Raw genomic sequence first — 16,788 nt, forward strand, 5'->3', positions numbered from 1 at the left:
CTCGGAGAAGACCCGGCAGGAGAGCCTGCCGGGGCTTCGCCGCGTCCGGACGGACAGACCGGACCCCTCGCCGGGGCCGGTCGTCGGTTTCGGTCAGCCCTTTCGGGCGGCCAGGCGCGCGGCGCGGGCGGCCAGGCGCTCGTCGAACTTGCGGGCCTCGGAGTCCAGCCCGTTCATGAAGAGCCCGAGCTCCTCCTGGGCCTTCTGGCCGTCGGGGCCCAGCCCGTCGATGTCCATGATCTTGAGGAAGCGGATCACGGGGCTGAGCACGTCGTCGTGGTGGATCCGCAGGTTGTAGACCCCGCCGATCGCCATCTGCGCGGCCATCCGCTCGAAGCCGGGCATGCCGTGTCCGGGCATCCGGAAGTTGACGACCACGTCCCGTACGGCCTGCATCGTCAGGTCCGGGGCGATCTCGAAGGCGGCGCCCAGCAGGTTGCGGTAGAAGATCATGTGCAGGTTCTCGTCCTGCGCGATGCGCGCCAGCATCCGGTCGCAGACCGGGTCACCGGACTGGTGGCCGGTGTTGCGGTGCGAGATGCGCGTCGCGAGCTCCTGGAAGGCGACGTAGGCCACCGAGTGCAGCATCGAGTGGGCGTTGTCGGACTCGAAACCCTCCGACATGTGCTGCATCCGGAACGCTTCCAGCTTGTCCGGGTCCACGGCGCGCGAGGCCAGCAGGTAGTCGCGCATCACGATGCCGTGGCGGCCCTCCTCGGCCGTCCAGCGGTGCACCCAGGTGCCCCAGGCGCCGTTGCGGCCGAAAAGGGTCGCGATCTCGTGGTGGTAGCTGGGGAGGTTGTCCTCGGTCAGGAGGTTGACGACCAGCGCGATCTTGCCGATGTCGGTGACCTTGGACTGCTGGGGGTCCCAGGCCTCGCCGTCCTCGAAGAAGCCCGGGAAGTTCCGGCCGTCGCTCCACGGGACGTACTCGTGGGGCATCCAGTCCTTGGTGACCTTCAGGTGGCGGTTGAGCTCTTTCTCGACCACCTCTTCCAGCGCGTACAGCAGCTTGGCGTCGGTCCACGCCTCCGAGCTGCCGAGGTGGGGAGAGGTGATCGTCACGGGTGCTCCTGGGGACAAAGCGAATTACCTACGGTTCCGTAGCCTACGGAGTCGTAGGTTAAGCGCGACATCAAGGCCAGCCAAGCCCCAGGCGTCGATATGTCCGGTTACGTCCGGTTATTCATGCAGTTTGTGAGGGTCCTTCGGGGCTTCAGAAAGGTGAGATTCACGCCAGAAGGTGGTCGGCAGCTTCCGCTTTGACGGCCGGGAGCGGTGTGCGGAGTACTTCGCGCGGACCGGTCACGCGGTTCTCGGACCCCGTGGTCCCGATGAGGGCCGGGCCGTCGCCGTCCGGGCCGGAGCGGAAACGGTTCGCGGCCCCGCCGCGGAGGGCCCCGGCCCGCGCGGGGCCGGCCGCGGTGGTGGTCGTGCGCGCGCCCGTCGGGTCTCCCCGTGGGGCGGCCGGTCGGGCGTCCGGCGGTCCCGGGCGACGGTGCGACGGCGTCGCGCGAGCCGGCGGCGGGCGGGGCCGGTGCGCGCGGGCGCTCCGGCGGGCCGTGGCGGCGCGACGGCTTCATGTGCGAATCGAGCGGTGTCGGGCGGTGTGGTGTCCGGCCGGGCGATCGCCGCGACGATGCGCGCGGGGGAAGGGCCGGCTGCGGGAAGCCGCCGGCCGTGAACGGAATCTCCGACGCCCCCTCCGCGCGGTCGTGCGAGGTGTCCACGCGGCGGGCGCCGTGAGGCCCGGCCCCACGGGCCCCGGGCCTCCGGACCCCGGCCCTGGCCGCCGGCAGACCCGTGCCTCGCACTCGACCGCCTTGACCTCCCTACAGCTGGTCCCCCCTGTTGGGTGCTTCCGGAGGATGCATGCCGCCGCCGTCCTTGATGTCCGCTTCACAGGTGGGTCCGTCGTGGGACTGGTTATTGGGGATCAACAACACTCCGGCAACCTGCTCAGGGTGCTCGACGGTGAGCCAGTCGTCGCCCGTGAGGGGATCGTCGGCTGGCCCGAACGCCTGGGACGAGTAAACCGTCTTGCACCCCAACGCCACACGCTCCTTGTCGACCGCGCAGGCGTCCACTGCGGTGTCGGAATGTTCGTTGGCGCTGTCGAAGCGGAAGTGGAAGTGGACCCGGTCACCTTCGGAGGGCAGCTGCGGGTGGGGCTCAGGGCGCCAGTCGACGACCGCGGCGGTGACGCCGAGAGGCTGCCCGCCCGTGTCCACGACCTGCACCCTGACACCGGCCTTACCGCGCTCCGCCGTCGTGTCGGTGCAGTCCCAGGAAGAGCAGCCGGACAGGGCGAGAATCACCAGAGCCGGCGGGGCTACGGCGAATATCCGTGCAGGTAACACTGAGATGGCCTCCGGTCGGGGTGGGGCGGGGCAGTTTATCCCGGGCCCCGGGCCCCGGGCCCCGGGCCCCGGGGGTGGGGATCCGCGCTCGCCCCCGCCGCCGCTCGGTGGGTTCAAGGTCCGCGGCTCGGTGGCCCGTTGGCCCGCCCGGTGCCCCCGTCGGCGCTCACCCGTGCCACCGTGACTCCCTGACCTCCTCGGCGCAGGTGGGGCGCAGCGTCCCGTCGAGCAGCAGCCACCGCGTGATGCCGATGGACTCCAGGAACGGCACGTCGTGGCTCGCCACCACCAGGGCGCCCTCGTACGCCTCCAGGGCGCCGGCGAGCTGCCGGACGCTCGCCAGGTCGAGGTTGTTCGTCGGCTCGTCCAGCATCAGCAGCCGGGGCGCCGGCTCCGCCAGCAGCAGCGCCGCCAGCGTCGCCCGGAAGCGTTCGCCGCCCGAGAGGGTGCCGGCCGCCCGGTCCGCCCGCGCGCCCCGGAACAGGAAGCGCGCCAGCCGCGCCCGGATCTGGTTGTCCGTGGCCTGCGGGGCGAACCGCGCCACGTTCTGCACGACCGAGCACTCGTCGTCCAGGACGTCGAGCCGCTGCGGCAGGAAGCGCGCCGGTACGTGGGTGACCGCCTCGCCGGACACCGGGGGCAGCAACCCCGCGACGGTCCGCAGCAGCGTGGTCTTGCCCGAGCCGTTGCCGCCGACCAGGGCGATCCGCTCCGGGCCGCGCACCTCCCATTCGCCCGGGGCCGAGGCCCCGTGCGCGAGCCGTAGATCGCTCAGGGTGAGGACCCGACGGCCCGGCGGCACCCCGGTGGCGGGCAGTTCGATGCGGATCTCGGCGTCGTCGCGGACCGCCTCCGCCGCCTGGTCCAGCCGCTCGCGGGCGTCCGCCAGCCGCTCGGTGTGCAGGATCCGGTGCTTGCCGGCCGATTCCTGGGCGGCGCGTTTGCGGGCACCCATGACGATCTTCGGCTCGCGCTTGGTGTCGTACATCTTCTGGCCGTACCGCTTGCGCCGCGCCAAGGTGAGGTGGGCGTCGGCCAGTTCGCGCTTCTGGCGCTGTACGTCGGCCTCGGCGGCCCGGACCGTCCGCTCGGCCGCCTCCTGTTCCGTGGCGAGCATCCGCTCGTAGGCGCTGAAGTTGCCGCCGTACCAGTGCACTTCGCCGTCGTGCAGGTCGGCGATCTGGTCGACCCGCTCCAGCAGCTCCCGGTCGTGGCTGACCAGGACCATCACCCCGGACCAGGATTCGACGGCCGCGTACAGGCGCCGGCGGGCCCTCAGGTCCAGGTTGTTGGTCGGTTCGTCGAGCAGCAGCACGTCCGGGCGGGCGAGCAGCAGCGCCGCGAGCCGCAGCAGGACGCACTCGCCGCCCGACAGTTCGCCCACGGTGCGGTCCAGGCCGATCCGGGCGAGCCCGAGCTGGTCGAGCGTGGCCAGGGCCCGTTCCTCCACGTCCCAGTCGTCGCCGACGGCGGCGAAGTTCGCCTCGGTGGCCTCGCCCGCCTCGATGGCGTGCAGGGCGGTGCGGGTGGCGCGGATGCCGAGCGCCTCGTCCACGCGCAGGGCGGTGTCGAGAGTGGCGTCCTGGGGGAGGTGGCCGAGGGTCCCGGCCACGGAGATCCGTCCGGCGGACGGGGTCAACTCGCCGGCGGCGAGTTTCAACAGGGTGGACTTCCCACAGCCGTTGAGCCCGACCAGGCCGGTGCGGCCGGGGCCGACGGTCCATTGGAACCCGTCGAAGACAGGGGTTCCGTCGGGCCAGTCGAAGGACAGGTCGGAGCAGGAGAGAAAGGCAGAGGGGTGACTCATGGAGGCCTCCAGGTTGCGTGAGTGGTGAGTGCAACGCGGGGAGACAGCCGACGTGTCGGTCACAGGGATGTGCTGGCGGTCGGTGTCTCGGACCTCAGAAGAGCAACGTCCTACTCCGTTCGGCGGGGATGGGGCGTTCACGACGGTACGCACGGCCGAGGGAGCACGCAAACGAATTGGGGCCGCTCCCCGTGGACCGCGCCGGGCGGGCGCGGTCCACGGGCAACGGCCCTGGGTCGAACGGACGGGGGAGGGTCAGCAGGATCCCCGCATCAGCTCGTCCAGGCTCTGGTCCATGTCCAGGTACATGTGCTCCAGCCCCGGTGGCACCACGGCGGAGGCCCGTTCCAGGAACCGCTGGAGTTCGGCCGTCAGCATCAGCACGATCGCGACGCCCTCCGGCGCGTGGAACTCCACCGTGGTCCGGTCCCCGTCGTACGGCCGCACGCGCACGTCGCCGCAGCCGGCCGGGTGCTGGAGGCCGGAGGTCAGCAGCTCGCGGGCGAAGGTCCACGAGACCTCGACGCCCTCCAGAGTGGCCGGCGCGGGGAAGGCCATGCGGACGGCGAAGGGATCCGCGCGGTCGTAGCAGAGGGTGACGGGCACGGTCTCGACCTTCGGCGCGGTGGCGACCAGACGGGCCTGCACGGCCTGCTCGATGACAGTGATCAAGGCTCACTCCCTTGCGGCGGATCTGCGGCCGGGCTGTGGGGTGGGACCCGGCAACCGGATAGACGCCGGAATCGGCAAATCCGTGCACGGCGGATGACGTGAGCTGTGTCACCGATTGGCCTGATCTCCCCTGTGTGATCGCACAGAGTGAGGGCGGCAACGGCCCGGACGCGGGGTCATCAGTCGGCGCCGCAGGCCCCGGAGTGATCGCAATAAGGCTGGTTACCGCTCACTCCACAGGCGCAAAGGACCACCCGGGTCTCCCGGTGCGCACGACCGTCCGGGGTGGTCACGCTGAGTTCCCCGCGCAGCACCAACTGGCCGACGGGGGACCGCGTGACGCTGGTCGGCCGGTCCCCCTCCTCCGCCGGGCCCCCGGACAGCAGGTACTGGAGCGCGCCCGACGGGCAGCGCCGGATCACCTCGGCGACCCGCTCCGGCCCGGACCCGTCGGGATCGATCCACGGGCGCCGCCCGGTGTCGAACACCCCGGGCAGGCCGCGGACGCACTCCGCCGCGTGCAGGCACCGCCCGGAGTCGTAGGTGACGGTGACGCTCTTGCCTTCGTAGGCCTTCGGTCCTTTGGAGGGCATGGCCCCACACTAGGAACGCGCGGCTCCCGACGCACCCTGGACGGCGGATGTGGGGTGCGTTAGCTTCCCGCGCCATGAGACTTCTGGGAGTTGGCATGTGCGCGGCAGCCCTGCTGGTGGGGCTGGCCGTCGCGCCGGCGCAGGCGGACACCGGAGCGGGAGACACCCCCGGTGCGGGATTACGGGGCGTCGGCTGGGCGCTGAAGGCGACCGGCAAGGAGGCCCGGTTCCGCGGTCTCGCGGCCGTCAGCCGCAGCACGGCCTGGGTGGCCGGCACCAAGGGGACCGTCCTGCGCACCGGCGACGGCGGGCGCAGCTGGCAGGACGTGTCACCGCCGGGGGCGGTCGCGGAGGGGCTGGAGCTGCGCGACATCGAGGCCTTCGACGCGCGGCGGGCGGTCGCCCTGTCCATCGGCGAGGGCGAGGCCTCGCGGGTGCTGCGCACCGAGGACGGCGGCGCCACCTGGACCGAGACCTTCCGCAACCCCGATCCGCGGGCCTTCTACGACTGCCTCACCTTCCTCGACGCCCGGCACGGACTGGCGATGAGCGACCCGGTGGACGGCAAGTTCCGCATCCTCGCCACGGACGACGGCGGCCGCAGCTGGCGGGTGCTGCCGGACGCGGGAATGCCGGTGGCCCTGCCGGGCGAGGCGGCCTTCGCGGCGAGCGGGCAGTGCCTGGTGGCCTCCGGGCCGCGCGACGTCTGGCTGGCCACCGGCGGCGGCCCGGTCGCCCGCGTGCTGCACTCCTCCGACCGGGGGCTGACCTGGCGGGCCGCCGACTCCACCGTCCCGGCCGGCGACCCGGCCCGCGGGGTCTTCGCCCTGGCCTTCCGCGACCGTACGACGGGCCTCGCGGTCGGCGGCGACTACCGCGCCGGCCAGGCCTCGCCGCAGGCCGCCGCCCGCACCGCCGACGCGGGCCGGGGCTGGAGCCGGGCGGCCACCCCGCCGCCCGCCTACCGCTCGGGCGCGGCCTGGTTCCCGTACGGCCGCTCGACCGCGCTGGCGGTGGGCCCGACGGGCACGGACGTCACCACGGACGCGGGCCGCACCTGGCGGACCCTGGACGCGGGCTCCTACGACACCGTCGACTGCACGGCCGACGGCGGCTGCTGGGCGGCGGGGGAGAAGGGGCGGGTGGCCCGGCTGGAGGTGCTCGGGAGGCCGGGCCGCTGAGCGGGCCCCCGGTGAACGGGTCCGTGCCCGGACAGCGGCCCGCGGCGAACCCGCCGGCCGCGGCCCCGCCCGCGCGCGGGGCCGCCGGTACGGGAGGGGCCGCCGGTACGGACGGGTCGGGCCGGGTGGGGCGGGCGGGGAGGGTCAGGCGGGCAGGGTCTCGCGGACCGCGGCCAGGTCGGAGGAGGTCTTCGTGGCGATGAACTCGGTGATGCGGTAGGCGCAGACGCCCGCCACCGTGAAGGGGTCCTCGGCCGCGATCCTCTCGACCTCGGCGCGGGAGACGCCCGCGGCCAGGATGATCCCGCCCTCGCGCGGGACCTTGCGGCCCGAGGCGAGGAAGACGCCGGACGCGTAGTACCCGTCCAGCCAGGCGATGTGGGCGTCCATCTCCTCCTCGACGGATTCGACGGGCGCGGTGTAGGTGAGCTCCATGACGAACATGATCGCCAGGCTACTCTCGCACTCCATGACGACTGTGAAGACCCCCGCCGACGAGGCCGAGGCCCGCGCCATACAGGACGAACTCCGCGACCGGGTCGTGCTCGACGAGCCCGGCCCGCTCCCCGGCCGGGGCCTCGTCGCCGGAGTGGACGTGGCCTACGACGACGAGCGCGACCTCGTCGCCGCCGCGGCCGTCGTCCTCGACGCCGCCACCCTGGAGCCGGTCGGGGAGGCGACCGCCGTCGGGCACGTGAGCTTCCCGTACGTACCCGGGCTGCTGGCCTTCCGCGAACTGCCGACCGTACTGGCAGCCCTCGACGCCCTCACGGTCGTCCCGGACCTCGTCGTCTGCGACGGCTACGGCCTGGCCCACCCCCGCCGCTTCGGCCTCGCCTGCCACCTCGGGGTGGTCACCGGGCTGCCGAGCATGGGCGTGGCCAAGAACCCGTTCACCTTCTCCCACGAGGAACCGGGCTCCCGGCGCGGCGACTCCTCCGCGCTCCTGGCGCCCGACGGCTCCGTCGTCGGGCGGGCGCTGCGCACCCGGGACGGGGTCAAGCCGGTGTACGTGTCCGTGGGCCACCGGGTCTCGCTGGACAACGCCTGCGCCCACGCCCTCGCCCTGAGCCCCGCGTACCGGATCCCCGAGACCACCCGGCGCGCCGACTCCCTGTGCCGGCGCGCCCTGCGCGAGGCCTCCTGACGGCCGGCCCGCCACGGTGGGGCGTCAGCGCGAGTCGGCCACCCGGAAGCGGATTCCCGCCTTCTGGAGCCGTTCCAGCAGGGCGTCGCCCATCGCCACCGCCGTGGTGAGCTGGCCGGCCCGCTCCGGCAGGGCGTCCAGGGCCAGGCAGAGCGCGGACTCGGCCAGCATCTTCGCGGTCTCCCCGTAGCCGGGGTCCCCGCCCGACACCTCGGTGAAGACCCGCCGCCCGCCGCCCTCGCCGACGAACCGGAGCGTGAACCAGCTGCGCGCGCGGCGCTGCGCGTCGGGCCCGCTGCCCGGCTCCCAGCGGCCCATCAGCCATCGCCGGGCGGCCGGGACCTGGGCCAGGGCCACCGTCGCGCCCATGGCCGCCGTCCCGCCGACGGCGACCGGGAGGTGGCGCACGGAGGCGTAGTGCCGGTAGCGGAAGTCCGGCCCGTACCGCTCCAGGGCCGCCGCCGACCGGGCCACGACGGCCGGGTCCAGGGTGGGCAGCGGCAGGGCCCAGGTCCCGGTCTCCCGGCTGAAGCGCGGGGCGCCCACGGGGCCCCGCACCCGGCGGTCCGGCAGCCGCGGCTGGTGCAGTCTGCGGGCGCGCGCGGCGGCCAGGGTCTGCGGGCCCCGCCCCAGCGCGGTCAGGGCGGAGGCGAGCGTACCGCCGGAGAACAGCGCGTTGGAGCGGACGAAGCCGTCCACGCGCAGGGGCACCCCGGCGGGCAGCCGGCGCACCGTGAAGTACGCCCCCAGGTCGGCCGGGATCGAGTCGAACCCGCAGGCGTGCACCAGCCGCGCCCCCGTCTCCCGGGCCCGCGCGTCGTGCGCGACGTACATCCGGTCGACGAACTCCGGCTCCCCGGTGAGGTCCACGTAGTCGGTGCCCTCCTCGGCGCAGGCCGCCACCAGCTCGGCCCCGTACCAGATGTACGGCCCCACCGTGGTGGCCAGCACCCCGGTGGAGGCGGCGAGTTCGCGCAGGGCGCCGGTGTCGGCGGCGTCGGCCCGCAGCAGCGGCAGGCGGGCGCACGCCGGGTCGAGCGCGGCCAGCCGTTCGCGCAGTCGTTCGAGCTTGCGGAGGTCGCGGCCGGCCAGCGCCCACCGCAGACCGGCCGGGGCGTGCCGCGCGAGGTACTCGGCTGTCAGCGCCCCGACGAACCCGGTGGCGCCGAAGAGGACGACGTCATAGGCCCGTTGCGGTCGGCTCCGCCGGACGTGCTCGTTCATGAACCGCTCCTCCCAGCTGGTATCGGTGGCTGAGGCTAGCGTGGGGGTCGGCCGCCCGTGTGAGCGGGTGACGGGCCGGTGTGACCGGTGGTGAGGAGGAGCGTCGATGAAGGCTGCGGTGCGCAAGTGGGAGACGGTGCGCGCGTTTGCCCTCGGGCTGCCCGAGGCGGTGGAGGAGCATCCCTGGGGGCCCGAGGACGGCGTGGTGAAGGTCAACAAGAAGATCTTCGTCTTCCTGGGGAACGCGGACGGCCCGGAGCCGCCCGGCCTGTCCGTCAAGCTGAAGGACGAGGCCCTGCACGGGCACGCGATGACCGCTCCCGGCGCCGCGCCCACCGGGTACGGGCTGGGCAGGGCGGGCTGGGTGTCCGTACCGCTGGGGGAGGAGGGGGCCCCGTCGGCCGAGGTGCTGTGCGAATGGGTGGAGGAGAGCTACCGGACCGTCGCCCTCAAACGGCACGTGAGGGAACTGGACGCCCGGAGCCCGGAACCGGCCACGCGGGAAATCGACTAAGCGCTTGCTCTTGTGCTGCGTGGAACACGTTCCTAGCATCGCTGGTGTTACATCAGTTGTGTCACACGTACGCGCAGGCGCCTCGGAAGCGCACACCAGGATGCTGGGGGCTCGATGGCAGTGACAGCAGGCCCGCTCGCGGGAGTACGCGTCGTCGAACTGGCCGGCATCGGACCGGGGCCGTTCGCCGCGATGGTCCTCGCCGACCTCGGCGCGGACGTGGTGCGCGTGGACCGGCCCGGCGGCGGCGCCCTGGGCATCGACCCGGCCTACGACATCACCAACCGGGGCAAGCGCTCCGTCGTGCTCGACCTCAAGTCCGCCGAGGGCCCCGCCCGGGTGCTGGAGCTGGTCGAACGGGCCGACGTACTGATCGAGGGCTTCCGCCCCGGGGTCGCCGAGCGGCTCGGTGTCGGCCCGGCGGACTGCCACGCCCGCAACCCGAAGCTGGTCTACGGCCGGATGACCGGGTGGGGCCAGGAGGGCCCGCTCGCGCACACCGCCGGGCACGACATCGCGTACATCGCCGTCACCGGCGCCCTCGGCATGATCGGCGACCCGGACGGGCCCCCGGCCGTCCCCGCCAACCTGGTCGGCGACTACGCGGGCGGTTCCCTCTACCTCGTCATCGGCGTCCTCGCCGCCCTCCAGCACGCCCGCACCCCCGGGGGCACCGGCCAGGTGGTGGACGCCGCGATCGTCGACGGCACCGCCCACCTCACCGCCATGATCCACGGGATGGTCGCGGCCGGCGGCTGGCAGGACCGGCGCGGAGCCAACCTCCTCGACGGCGGCTGCCCCTTCTACGGCACCTACGAGACCTCCGACGGCCGGTACATGGCGGTCGGCGCGCTGGAGCAGCAGTTCTACGACACCTTCGCGGAACTCCTCGGCATCGGGGACGAGGCCGACGCCCGCAAGGACCCGGCCCGCTGGGGCGCGCTGCGCGAGGCCGTCGCCGCCCGCTTCAGGACCCGTACCCGCGCCGAGTGGACCGAGGTCTTCGAGGGCACCGACGCCTGCGTGGCTCCCGTGCTCTCCCTGCGCGAGGCGCCGCACCACCCGCACCTCGCCGCCCGCGCCACGTTCACCGACTTCGGCGGGATCACCCAGCCCGCCCCGGCACCCCGGTTCTCCGCGACCCCGGCCGCCGTGACCGCGGGCCCCGCCCGGCCGGGCGCCGACACCGCGGCGGTGGCCCGGGACTGGGACCTGCCGGGCCTGACGGCAACAGCGACGGCATCCGGGACAGCGGCGGACACCGCATCGACGACGGCATCCGGAACCGCGACGGAAACCGCAACGGCGAAGGGCGAGGGCGCCTGATGGAACTGTCCATGCTGCTCGACTACGCGGGCGACCCCCGCAAGGCCGCCGACGAGGCCGCCGCCCTGGAGGCGGCCGGGCTCGACGCCGTATGGGTGGCCGAGGCCTGGGGCTTCGACTCCCCGACCATCATGGGGTACCTGGCGGCCCGCACCGAGCGGATGAAGATCGGCTCGGCCATCCTCAACGTGTACTCCCGCACCCCCGCGCTCATCGCCCAGACCGCCGCCGGACTGGACGCGGTCTCCGGCGGCCGGGCCCTGCTCGGCCTCGGCGCCTCCGGGCCGCAGGTGGTCGAGGGCTGGCACGGGAAGCCGTACGACAGGCCGCTCGGCCGGACCCGGGAGACCGTCGAGCTGTGCCGGCGCGTGTGGCGCCGCGAGACGATCGACCACCACGGCATCACCGACATGCCGCTGCCGGCTCCGAAGGGCAGCGGGCTCGGCAAACCCCTGAAGATCCTCACCCGGCCGGTGCGTTCCGCCGTTCCCGTCTACGTCGCCTCCCTCGGCCCGGCCAACGTGCGGATGACCGCCGAGATCGCGGACGGTTGGCTGCCCACCCTCTTCATCCCGGAGAAGGCCGCCGAGGTGTGGGGCGGCCCGCTCGCCGAGGGGACGGCCAAGAGGTCCCCGGAACTCGGCCCGCTCCAGACCGTCGCGGGCGGCCTGCTGGCCATCGGCGAGGACGCGGCCGCCGCACGGGACCTCGCCCGCCCGCAGATCGCCCTGTACGTGGGCGGCATGGGCGCGCCCGGAAAGAACTTCTACAACGACCTCGCCGTCGCCTACGGGTACGGCGAGGAGGCCCGCAAGATCCAGGAGCTCTACCTCGCCGGACGCAAGCGCGACGCCGCGGCCGCCGTCCCGGACGAGTTCTGCGAGCTCATGACCCTGTGCGGGCCCGAGGGCTACGTGCGCGAGCGCGTCGAGGCGTTCCGGGAGGCGGGCGTCACCATGCTCAACGTCACGCCCGTCGGCCCCGAGCCGGTCCGGCTGATCGAAACCGTCAAGAGCTGGCTCTAGGGGGACCGGACCGATGCAACGCCGTATCTTCGACGCCGACCACGAGGCGTTCCGCGAGACCGTCCGCACCTTCCTGACCAAGGAGGTGCTGCCGCACTACGACCAGTGGGAGAAGGACGGCATCGTCAGCCGCGGGGCCTGGCGGGCCGCGGGCCGCCAGGGCCTGCTCGGCCTCGCCGTGCCCGAGGAGTACGGGGGCGGCGGCAACCCCGACTTCCGCTACGCGGCCGTGATCGCCGAGGAGTTCACCCGGGCCGGGGCCCCCGGCCTCGCCATCGGCCTGCACAACGACATCATCGGCCCGTACCTGACCTCGCTGGCCACCGAGGAGCAGAAGCGGCGCTGGCTGCCCGGTTTCTGCTCCGGCGAGACCATCACCGCGATCGCGATGACCGAGCCGGGCGCGGGCAGCGACCTCCAGGGGATCCGCACCACCGCCGAGGACCGGGGCGACCACTGGCTGCTCAACGGCTCCAAGACCTTCATCTCCAACGGCATCCTCGCCGACCTGGTGATCGTGGTCGCCAAGACCACTCCCGAGGGCGGGGCCCACGGCCTGTCCCTGCTGGTCGTCGAGCGGGGCGCGGAGGGCTTCGAGCGCGGCCGCAACCTCGACAAGATCGGCCAGAAGGCGCAGGACACCGCCGAGCTCTTCTTCCACGACGTGCGCGTCCCCAAGGAGAACCTGCTCGGTGAGGAGAACGGCGCCTTCGTCCACCTGATGACCAACCTCGCGCAGGAACGCATGGGCATCGCGATGGCCGCGATCGCCGCCGCCGAACACCTGGTGGAGATCACCACGCAGTACGTGAAGGAGCGCGAGGCCTTCGGCAGGCCCCTCGCCAAGCTCCAGCACATCCGCTTCGAGATAGCGGAGATGGCCACCGAGTGCGCGGTCACCCGGGCCTTCCTCGACCGCTGCATCACCGACCACGCGAACGGCGAACTGGACCACGTCCACGCCTCGATGGCCAAGTGGTGGGCCACCGAACTCCAAAAGCGCGTCGCCGACCGCTGCCTGCAACTGCACGGCGGGTACGGCTACATGAGCGAATACCGGGTCGCCCGTGCCTTCACCGACGGCCGCATCCAGACCATCTACGGCGGCACGACCGAGATCATGAAAGAGATCATCGGCCGCTCCCTCCTCGGCTGACGCCGGACCCCAGAAAGGCTTGACTTGTGAGCACCGAAGCGTACGTGTACGACGCGATCCGCACGCCGCGCGGCCGCGGCAAGGCCAACGGCGCCCTGCACGGCACCAAGCCGATCGACCTGGTCGTCGGCCTCATCCACGCCCTGCGCGAGCGCAACCCCGGCCTGGACCCCGCCGGCATCGACGACATCGTGCTCGGCGTCGTCGGCCCCGTCGGCGACCAGGGCTCCGACATCGCCCGCATCGCGGCCATCGCCGCCGGCCTCCCGGACACCGTGGCGGGCGTCCAGGAGAACCGCTTCTGTGCCTCCGGCCTGGAGGCCGTCAACCTGGCCGCCGCCAAGGTCCGCTCCGGCTGGGAGGACCTGGTCCTCGCGGGCGGCGTGGAGTCCATGTCCCGGGTTCCGATGGCCTCCGACGGCGGCGCCTGGTTCAACGACCCGATGACGAACTGGGACGTCAACTTCGTCCCGCAGGGCATCGGCGCCGACCTGATCGCCACCATCGAGGGCTTCTCCCGCCGGGACGTCGACGAGTACGCCGCCCTCTCCCAGGAGCGCGCCGCGACGGCCATCAAGGACGGCCGCTTCGCCGGGTCGGTCGTGCCGGTCACCGACCGCAACGGCCTCGTGGTCCTGGACCACGACGAGTTCGTCCGCCCGGGAACCACCGCCGACACCCTCGCCAAGCTGAAGCCCTCCTTCGCCGACATCGGCGACCTCGGCGGCTTCGACGCCGTCGCGCTGCAGAAGTACCACTGGGTGGAGAAGATCGACCACGTCCACCACGCGGGCAACTCCTCCGGCATCGTCGACGGCGCCTCCCTCGTCGCCATCGGCTCCCGGGAGGCCGGCGAACGCCACGGCCTGCGCCCGCGCGCCCGGATCGTCTCGGCGGCCGTCTCCGGTTCCGAGCCCACCATCATGCTCACCGGTCCCGCCCCGGCCACCCGCAAGGCCCTCGCCAAGGCCGGGCTCACCATCGACGACATCGACCTGGTCGAGATCAACGAGGCCTTCGCCGGCGTCGTGCTGCGCTTCGTCAAGGACATGGGCCTGTCCCTCGACAAGGTCAACGTCAACGGCGGGGCCATCGCACTCGGCCACCCGCTCGGCGCCACCGGCGCCATGATCCTCGGCACCGTCGTCGACGAACTGGAGCGCCAGGACAAGCGCTACGGGCTCGTCACCCTCTGCGTCGGCGGCGGCATGGGCGTCGCCACCATCGTCGAACGCCTCTAGGCCCCCTCCGGATCCCGCCCCGCCCGCGCCGCCGGGATCCGCACCGGACGACCCGGCAGCACGACGCGGCGAAGGCCCCGCCACCGGGCCCGACCGCCGCACGGTGCACCCGAGCCGGACCCTCGCGGCCCCCTCCGGGCCAGGACCTTCCGGCCCCCTCCGGGCCAGGCGCCTTCCGCCCGGCCCCGCCGAACCAGACTTCCACGGAGAGACCCACCCCATGACCGAGACCCGCACCATCCGCTGGGAACAGGACGAGACCGGCATCGTCACGCTGGTCCTCGACGACCCGGACCAGTCCGCCAACACCATGAACCAGGCCTTCAAGGACTCCATCGCGGCGATCGCCGACCGCGCCGAGGCCGAGAAGGACTCCATCCGGGGCATCGTCTACACCTCCGCGAAGAAGACCTTCTTCGCCGGCGGCGACCTCAAGGACATGATCCGGCTGCGCCCCGAGGACGCGGGCCTGGCGTTCGAGACCGGCACCGCCATCAAGCGTTCGCTGCGCCGCATCGAGACCCTCGGCGTGCCCGTGGTCGCCGCGATCAACGGCGCCGCCCTCGGCGGCGGTTACGAGATCTGCCTCGCCTCCCACCACCGGATCGCCCTCGACGCGCCCGGCTCCAAGATCGGCCTGCCCGAGGTCACCCTCGGCCTGCTCCCGGCCGGCGGCGGCGTCACCCGTACCGTCCGCCTCATGGGCATCGCCGACGCGCTGCTCAAGGTCCTGCTCCAGGGCACCCAGTACACCCCGCAGCGCGCCCTCGACAACGGCCTCGTACACGAACTGGCCGCCACCCCCGAGGAGATGCTCGCCAAGGCCCGCGCCTTCATCGACGCCAACCCCGAGTCGAAGCAGCCGTGGGACGTACCCGGCTACAAGATCCCCGGCGGTACCCCGTCCAACCCGCGCTTCGCCGCCAACCTCCCGGCCTTCCCGGCCAACCTCAAGAAGCAGCTGAACGGGGCCCCGTACCCGGCGCCCCGCAACATCCTGGCCTGCGCCGTCGAGGGCGCCCAGGTGGACTTCGAGACCGCGCTGACCATCGAGGCCCGGTACTTCACCGAGCTGGTCACCGGTCAGACCGCCAAGAACATGATCCAGGCGTTCTTCTTCGACCTCCAGGCCGTCAACGCGGGCCGCAGCCGCCCGCAGGGCGTCGAGCCCCGCAAGGTCGAGAAGGTCGCCGTCCTCGGCGCCGGCATGATGGGCGCGGGCATCGCCTACTCCTGCGCCCGCGCGGGCATCGAGGTGGTCCTCAAGGACGTCACCGCCGAGGCAGCAGCCAAGGGCAAGGCGTACTCCGAGAAGCTCCTCGACAAGGCGCTCTCCCGGGGCCGCACCACCGAGGCCAAGCGCGCCGAGCTGCTGGCCCGGATCACCCCGACGGCCGACGCCGCCGACCTGGCGGGCTGCGACGCCGTCATCGAGGCCGTCTTCGAGGACACCGCCCTCAAGCACCGGGTGTTCCAGGAGGTCCAGGACGTCATCGCGCCCGACGCCCTGCTCTGCTCCAACACCTCCACCCTGCCGATCTCCGGGCTCGCGGAGGGCGTCAAGCGTCCCGCCGACTTCATCGGCCTGCACTTCTTCTCGCCCGTCGACAAGATGCCCCTCGTCGAGATCATCAAGGGCGAGCGCACCGGCGACGAGGCCATCGCCCGCGCCTTCGACCTGGTCCGCCAGATCAACAAGACCCCGATCGTGGTCAACGACTCGCGCGGCTTCTTCACCTCGCGCGTCATCGGCCAGTTCATCAACGAGGGCGTGGCGATGGTCGGCGAGGGCGTGGAGCCCGCCTCCGTCGAGCAGGCCGCCGCCCAGGCCGGGTACCCGGCCAAGGTGCTCTCGCTGATGGACGAGCTCACCCTCACCCTCCCGCGCAAGATCCGCAACGAGACCCGCAAGGCCTTCGAGGCCGAGGGCCGCACCTGGACCGAACACCCCGCCGACACGGTCATCGACCGGATGGTGGACGAGTTCGGCCGCCCCGGCCGCAGCGGCGGCGGCGGTTTCTACGAGTACGACGAGGCGGGTCGGCGGACCCGCATCTGGCCCGGCCTGCGCGAGCACTTCGCCAAGCCGGACGCCAGCATCCCCTTCGAGGACATGAAGGAGCGGATGCTCTTCGCCGAGGCCCTGGACACCGTCCGATGCCTCGACGAGGGCGTGCTCACCTCGATCGCCGACGCCAACATCGGCTCCATCATGGGCATCGGCTTCCCGGCCTGGACCGGCGGCGTGATCCAGTACATCAACGGCTACGAGGGCGGCCCGGCGGGCTTCGTCGCCCGCGCCCGCGAGCTGGCCGCCACCTACGGCGAGCGCTTCACCCCGCCCGCCTCCCTCGTGGCCAAGGCCGAACGCGGCGAGACCTACGCCGACTGAGCGCGGCCGCTACGGACGCCCGCCCCGGGCCCGCGCGCGAGCGGGTCCGGGACGGGCGGGTCCGGGGCGAGCGGGTCCGGGGCGGCCGTGCCGACGCGGTGCCGGGGCCGTACCGGCACGGTCCCGGGGCCGTACTGCCGGGTCCCGGGG

Annotated in this window: 15 protein-coding genes; 8 read left to right on the forward strand and 7 right to left on the reverse strand. The window is 73.0% G+C overall.

What is annotated here, in order from left to right; genetic code table 11:
* Nucleotides 1–93: 93 nt before the first annotated feature.
* From ABZW32_RS22225 to ABZW32_RS22245, 5 genes are all read right to left on the reverse strand, one after another.
* The gene (locus tag ABZW32_RS22225) at nt 94–1,065 is read right to left on the reverse strand and encodes an acyl-ACP desaturase (protein ID WP_356218314.1); all 972 of its coding nucleotides are present in this window, start codon (nt 1,063–1,065) and stop codon (nt 94–96) included.
* Nucleotides 1,066–1,832: 767 nt separating this feature from the next.
* The gene (locus ABZW32_RS22230) at nt 1,833–2,360 is read right to left on the reverse strand and encodes a hypothetical protein (RefSeq protein WP_356218316.1); all 528 of its coding nucleotides are present in this window, start codon (nt 2,358–2,360) and stop codon (nt 1,833–1,835) included.
* Nucleotides 2,361–2,526: 166 nt separating this feature from the next.
* Nucleotides 2,527–4,167 carry an ABC-F family ATP-binding cassette domain-containing protein gene (locus ABZW32_RS22235; protein ID WP_356218318.1) on the reverse strand — a complete coding sequence of 547 codons (1,641 nt, stop codon included), beginning with the start codon at nt 4,165–4,167 and terminating at the stop codon, nt 2,527–2,529.
* Between the two features lie 255 nt (nt 4,168–4,422).
* Nucleotides 4,423–4,839 (reverse strand): SsgA family sporulation/cell division regulator, encoded by a 417-nt coding sequence (locus tag ABZW32_RS22240; protein ID WP_266843793.1) that lies wholly within the window; start codon nt 4,837–4,839, stop codon nt 4,423–4,425.
* A 179-nt stretch (nt 4,840–5,018) separates the two neighbouring features.
* Nucleotides 5,019–5,432 (reverse strand): (4Fe-4S)-binding protein, encoded by a 414-nt coding sequence (locus ABZW32_RS22245; RefSeq protein WP_356218320.1) that lies wholly within the window; start codon nt 5,430–5,432, stop codon nt 5,019–5,021.
* Nucleotides 5,433–5,506: 74 nt separating this feature from the next.
* Here ABZW32_RS22245 and ABZW32_RS22250 point away from each other — a divergent pair, with 74 nt between their 5' ends.
* Entirely contained in the window at nt 5,507–6,613 is a 1,107-nt protein-coding gene (locus tag ABZW32_RS22250) for an oxidoreductase (RefSeq protein ID WP_356218322.1), read from the forward strand.
* A 144-nt stretch (nt 6,614–6,757) separates the two neighbouring features.
* On the opposite strand, the gene ABZW32_RS22255 is transcribed toward ABZW32_RS22250, so the two are convergent.
* The gene (locus ABZW32_RS22255) at nt 6,758–7,057 is read right to left on the reverse strand and encodes a YciI family protein (protein WP_356218419.1); all 300 of its coding nucleotides are present in this window, start codon (nt 7,055–7,057) and stop codon (nt 6,758–6,760) included.
* 25 nt (nt 7,058–7,082) lie between these two features.
* On the opposite strand from ABZW32_RS22255, the gene ABZW32_RS22260 reads away from it, so the two are divergent.
* Nucleotides 7,083–7,760, forward strand: coding sequence for an endonuclease V (locus tag ABZW32_RS22260; RefSeq protein WP_356218324.1), 678 nt, complete (start codon nt 7,083–7,085; stop codon nt 7,758–7,760).
* Between the two features lie 24 nt (nt 7,761–7,784).
* Here the strand turns inward: ABZW32_RS22260 and ABZW32_RS22265 are convergent, their stop codons facing one another.
* On the reverse strand, nt 7,785–8,984 hold the full coding sequence (locus ABZW32_RS22265; protein ID WP_356218326.1) for a saccharopine dehydrogenase NADP-binding domain-containing protein: 1,200 nt from the start codon (nt 8,982–8,984) through the stop codon (nt 7,785–7,787).
* A 106-nt stretch (nt 8,985–9,090) separates the two neighbouring features.
* Here ABZW32_RS22265 and ABZW32_RS22270 point away from each other — a divergent pair, with 106 nt between their 5' ends.
* The 6 genes from ABZW32_RS22270 (at nt 9,091) to ABZW32_RS22295 (ending at nt 16,638) form a co-directional block, all read left to right on the forward strand.
* Entirely contained in the window at nt 9,091–9,498 is a 408-nt protein-coding gene (locus ABZW32_RS22270) for an MmcQ/YjbR family DNA-binding protein (RefSeq protein WP_356218327.1), read from the forward strand.
* A gap of 114 nt (nt 9,499–9,612) precedes the next feature.
* Complete coding sequence (locus tag ABZW32_RS22275) at nt 9,613–10,824, forward strand: CaiB/BaiF CoA-transferase family protein (protein WP_356218329.1); 1,212 nt, start codon at nt 9,613–9,615, stop codon at nt 10,822–10,824.
* Entirely contained in the window at nt 10,824–11,849 is a 1,026-nt protein-coding gene (locus tag ABZW32_RS22280) for an LLM class F420-dependent oxidoreductase (RefSeq protein ID WP_356218331.1), read from the forward strand. Before ABZW32_RS22275 ends, ABZW32_RS22280 begins: the two co-directional genes overlap by 1 nt.
* A 13-nt stretch (nt 11,850–11,862) precedes the next feature.
* Nucleotides 11,863–13,005 (forward strand): acyl-CoA dehydrogenase family protein, encoded by a 1,143-nt coding sequence (locus ABZW32_RS22285; protein WP_356218332.1) that lies wholly within the window; start codon nt 11,863–11,865, stop codon nt 13,003–13,005.
* A gap of 26 nt (nt 13,006–13,031) precedes the next feature.
* Nucleotides 13,032–14,246, forward strand: coding sequence for an acetyl-CoA C-acetyltransferase (locus ABZW32_RS22290; protein ID WP_030224794.1), 1,215 nt, complete (start codon nt 13,032–13,034; stop codon nt 14,244–14,246).
* 220 nt (nt 14,247–14,466) lie between these two features.
* Nucleotides 14,467–16,638 carry a 3-hydroxyacyl-CoA dehydrogenase NAD-binding domain-containing protein gene (locus ABZW32_RS22295; protein WP_356218334.1) on the forward strand — a complete coding sequence of 724 codons (2,172 nt, stop codon included), beginning with the start codon at nt 14,467–14,469 and terminating at the stop codon, nt 16,636–16,638.
* Nucleotides 16,639–16,788: the final 150 nt, after the last annotated feature.

This window comes from Streptomyces sp. NPDC004667 (genome assembly GCF_040609475.1).
Classification (GTDB): Bacteria; Actinomycetota; Actinomycetes; order Streptomycetales; family Streptomycetaceae; genus Streptomyces.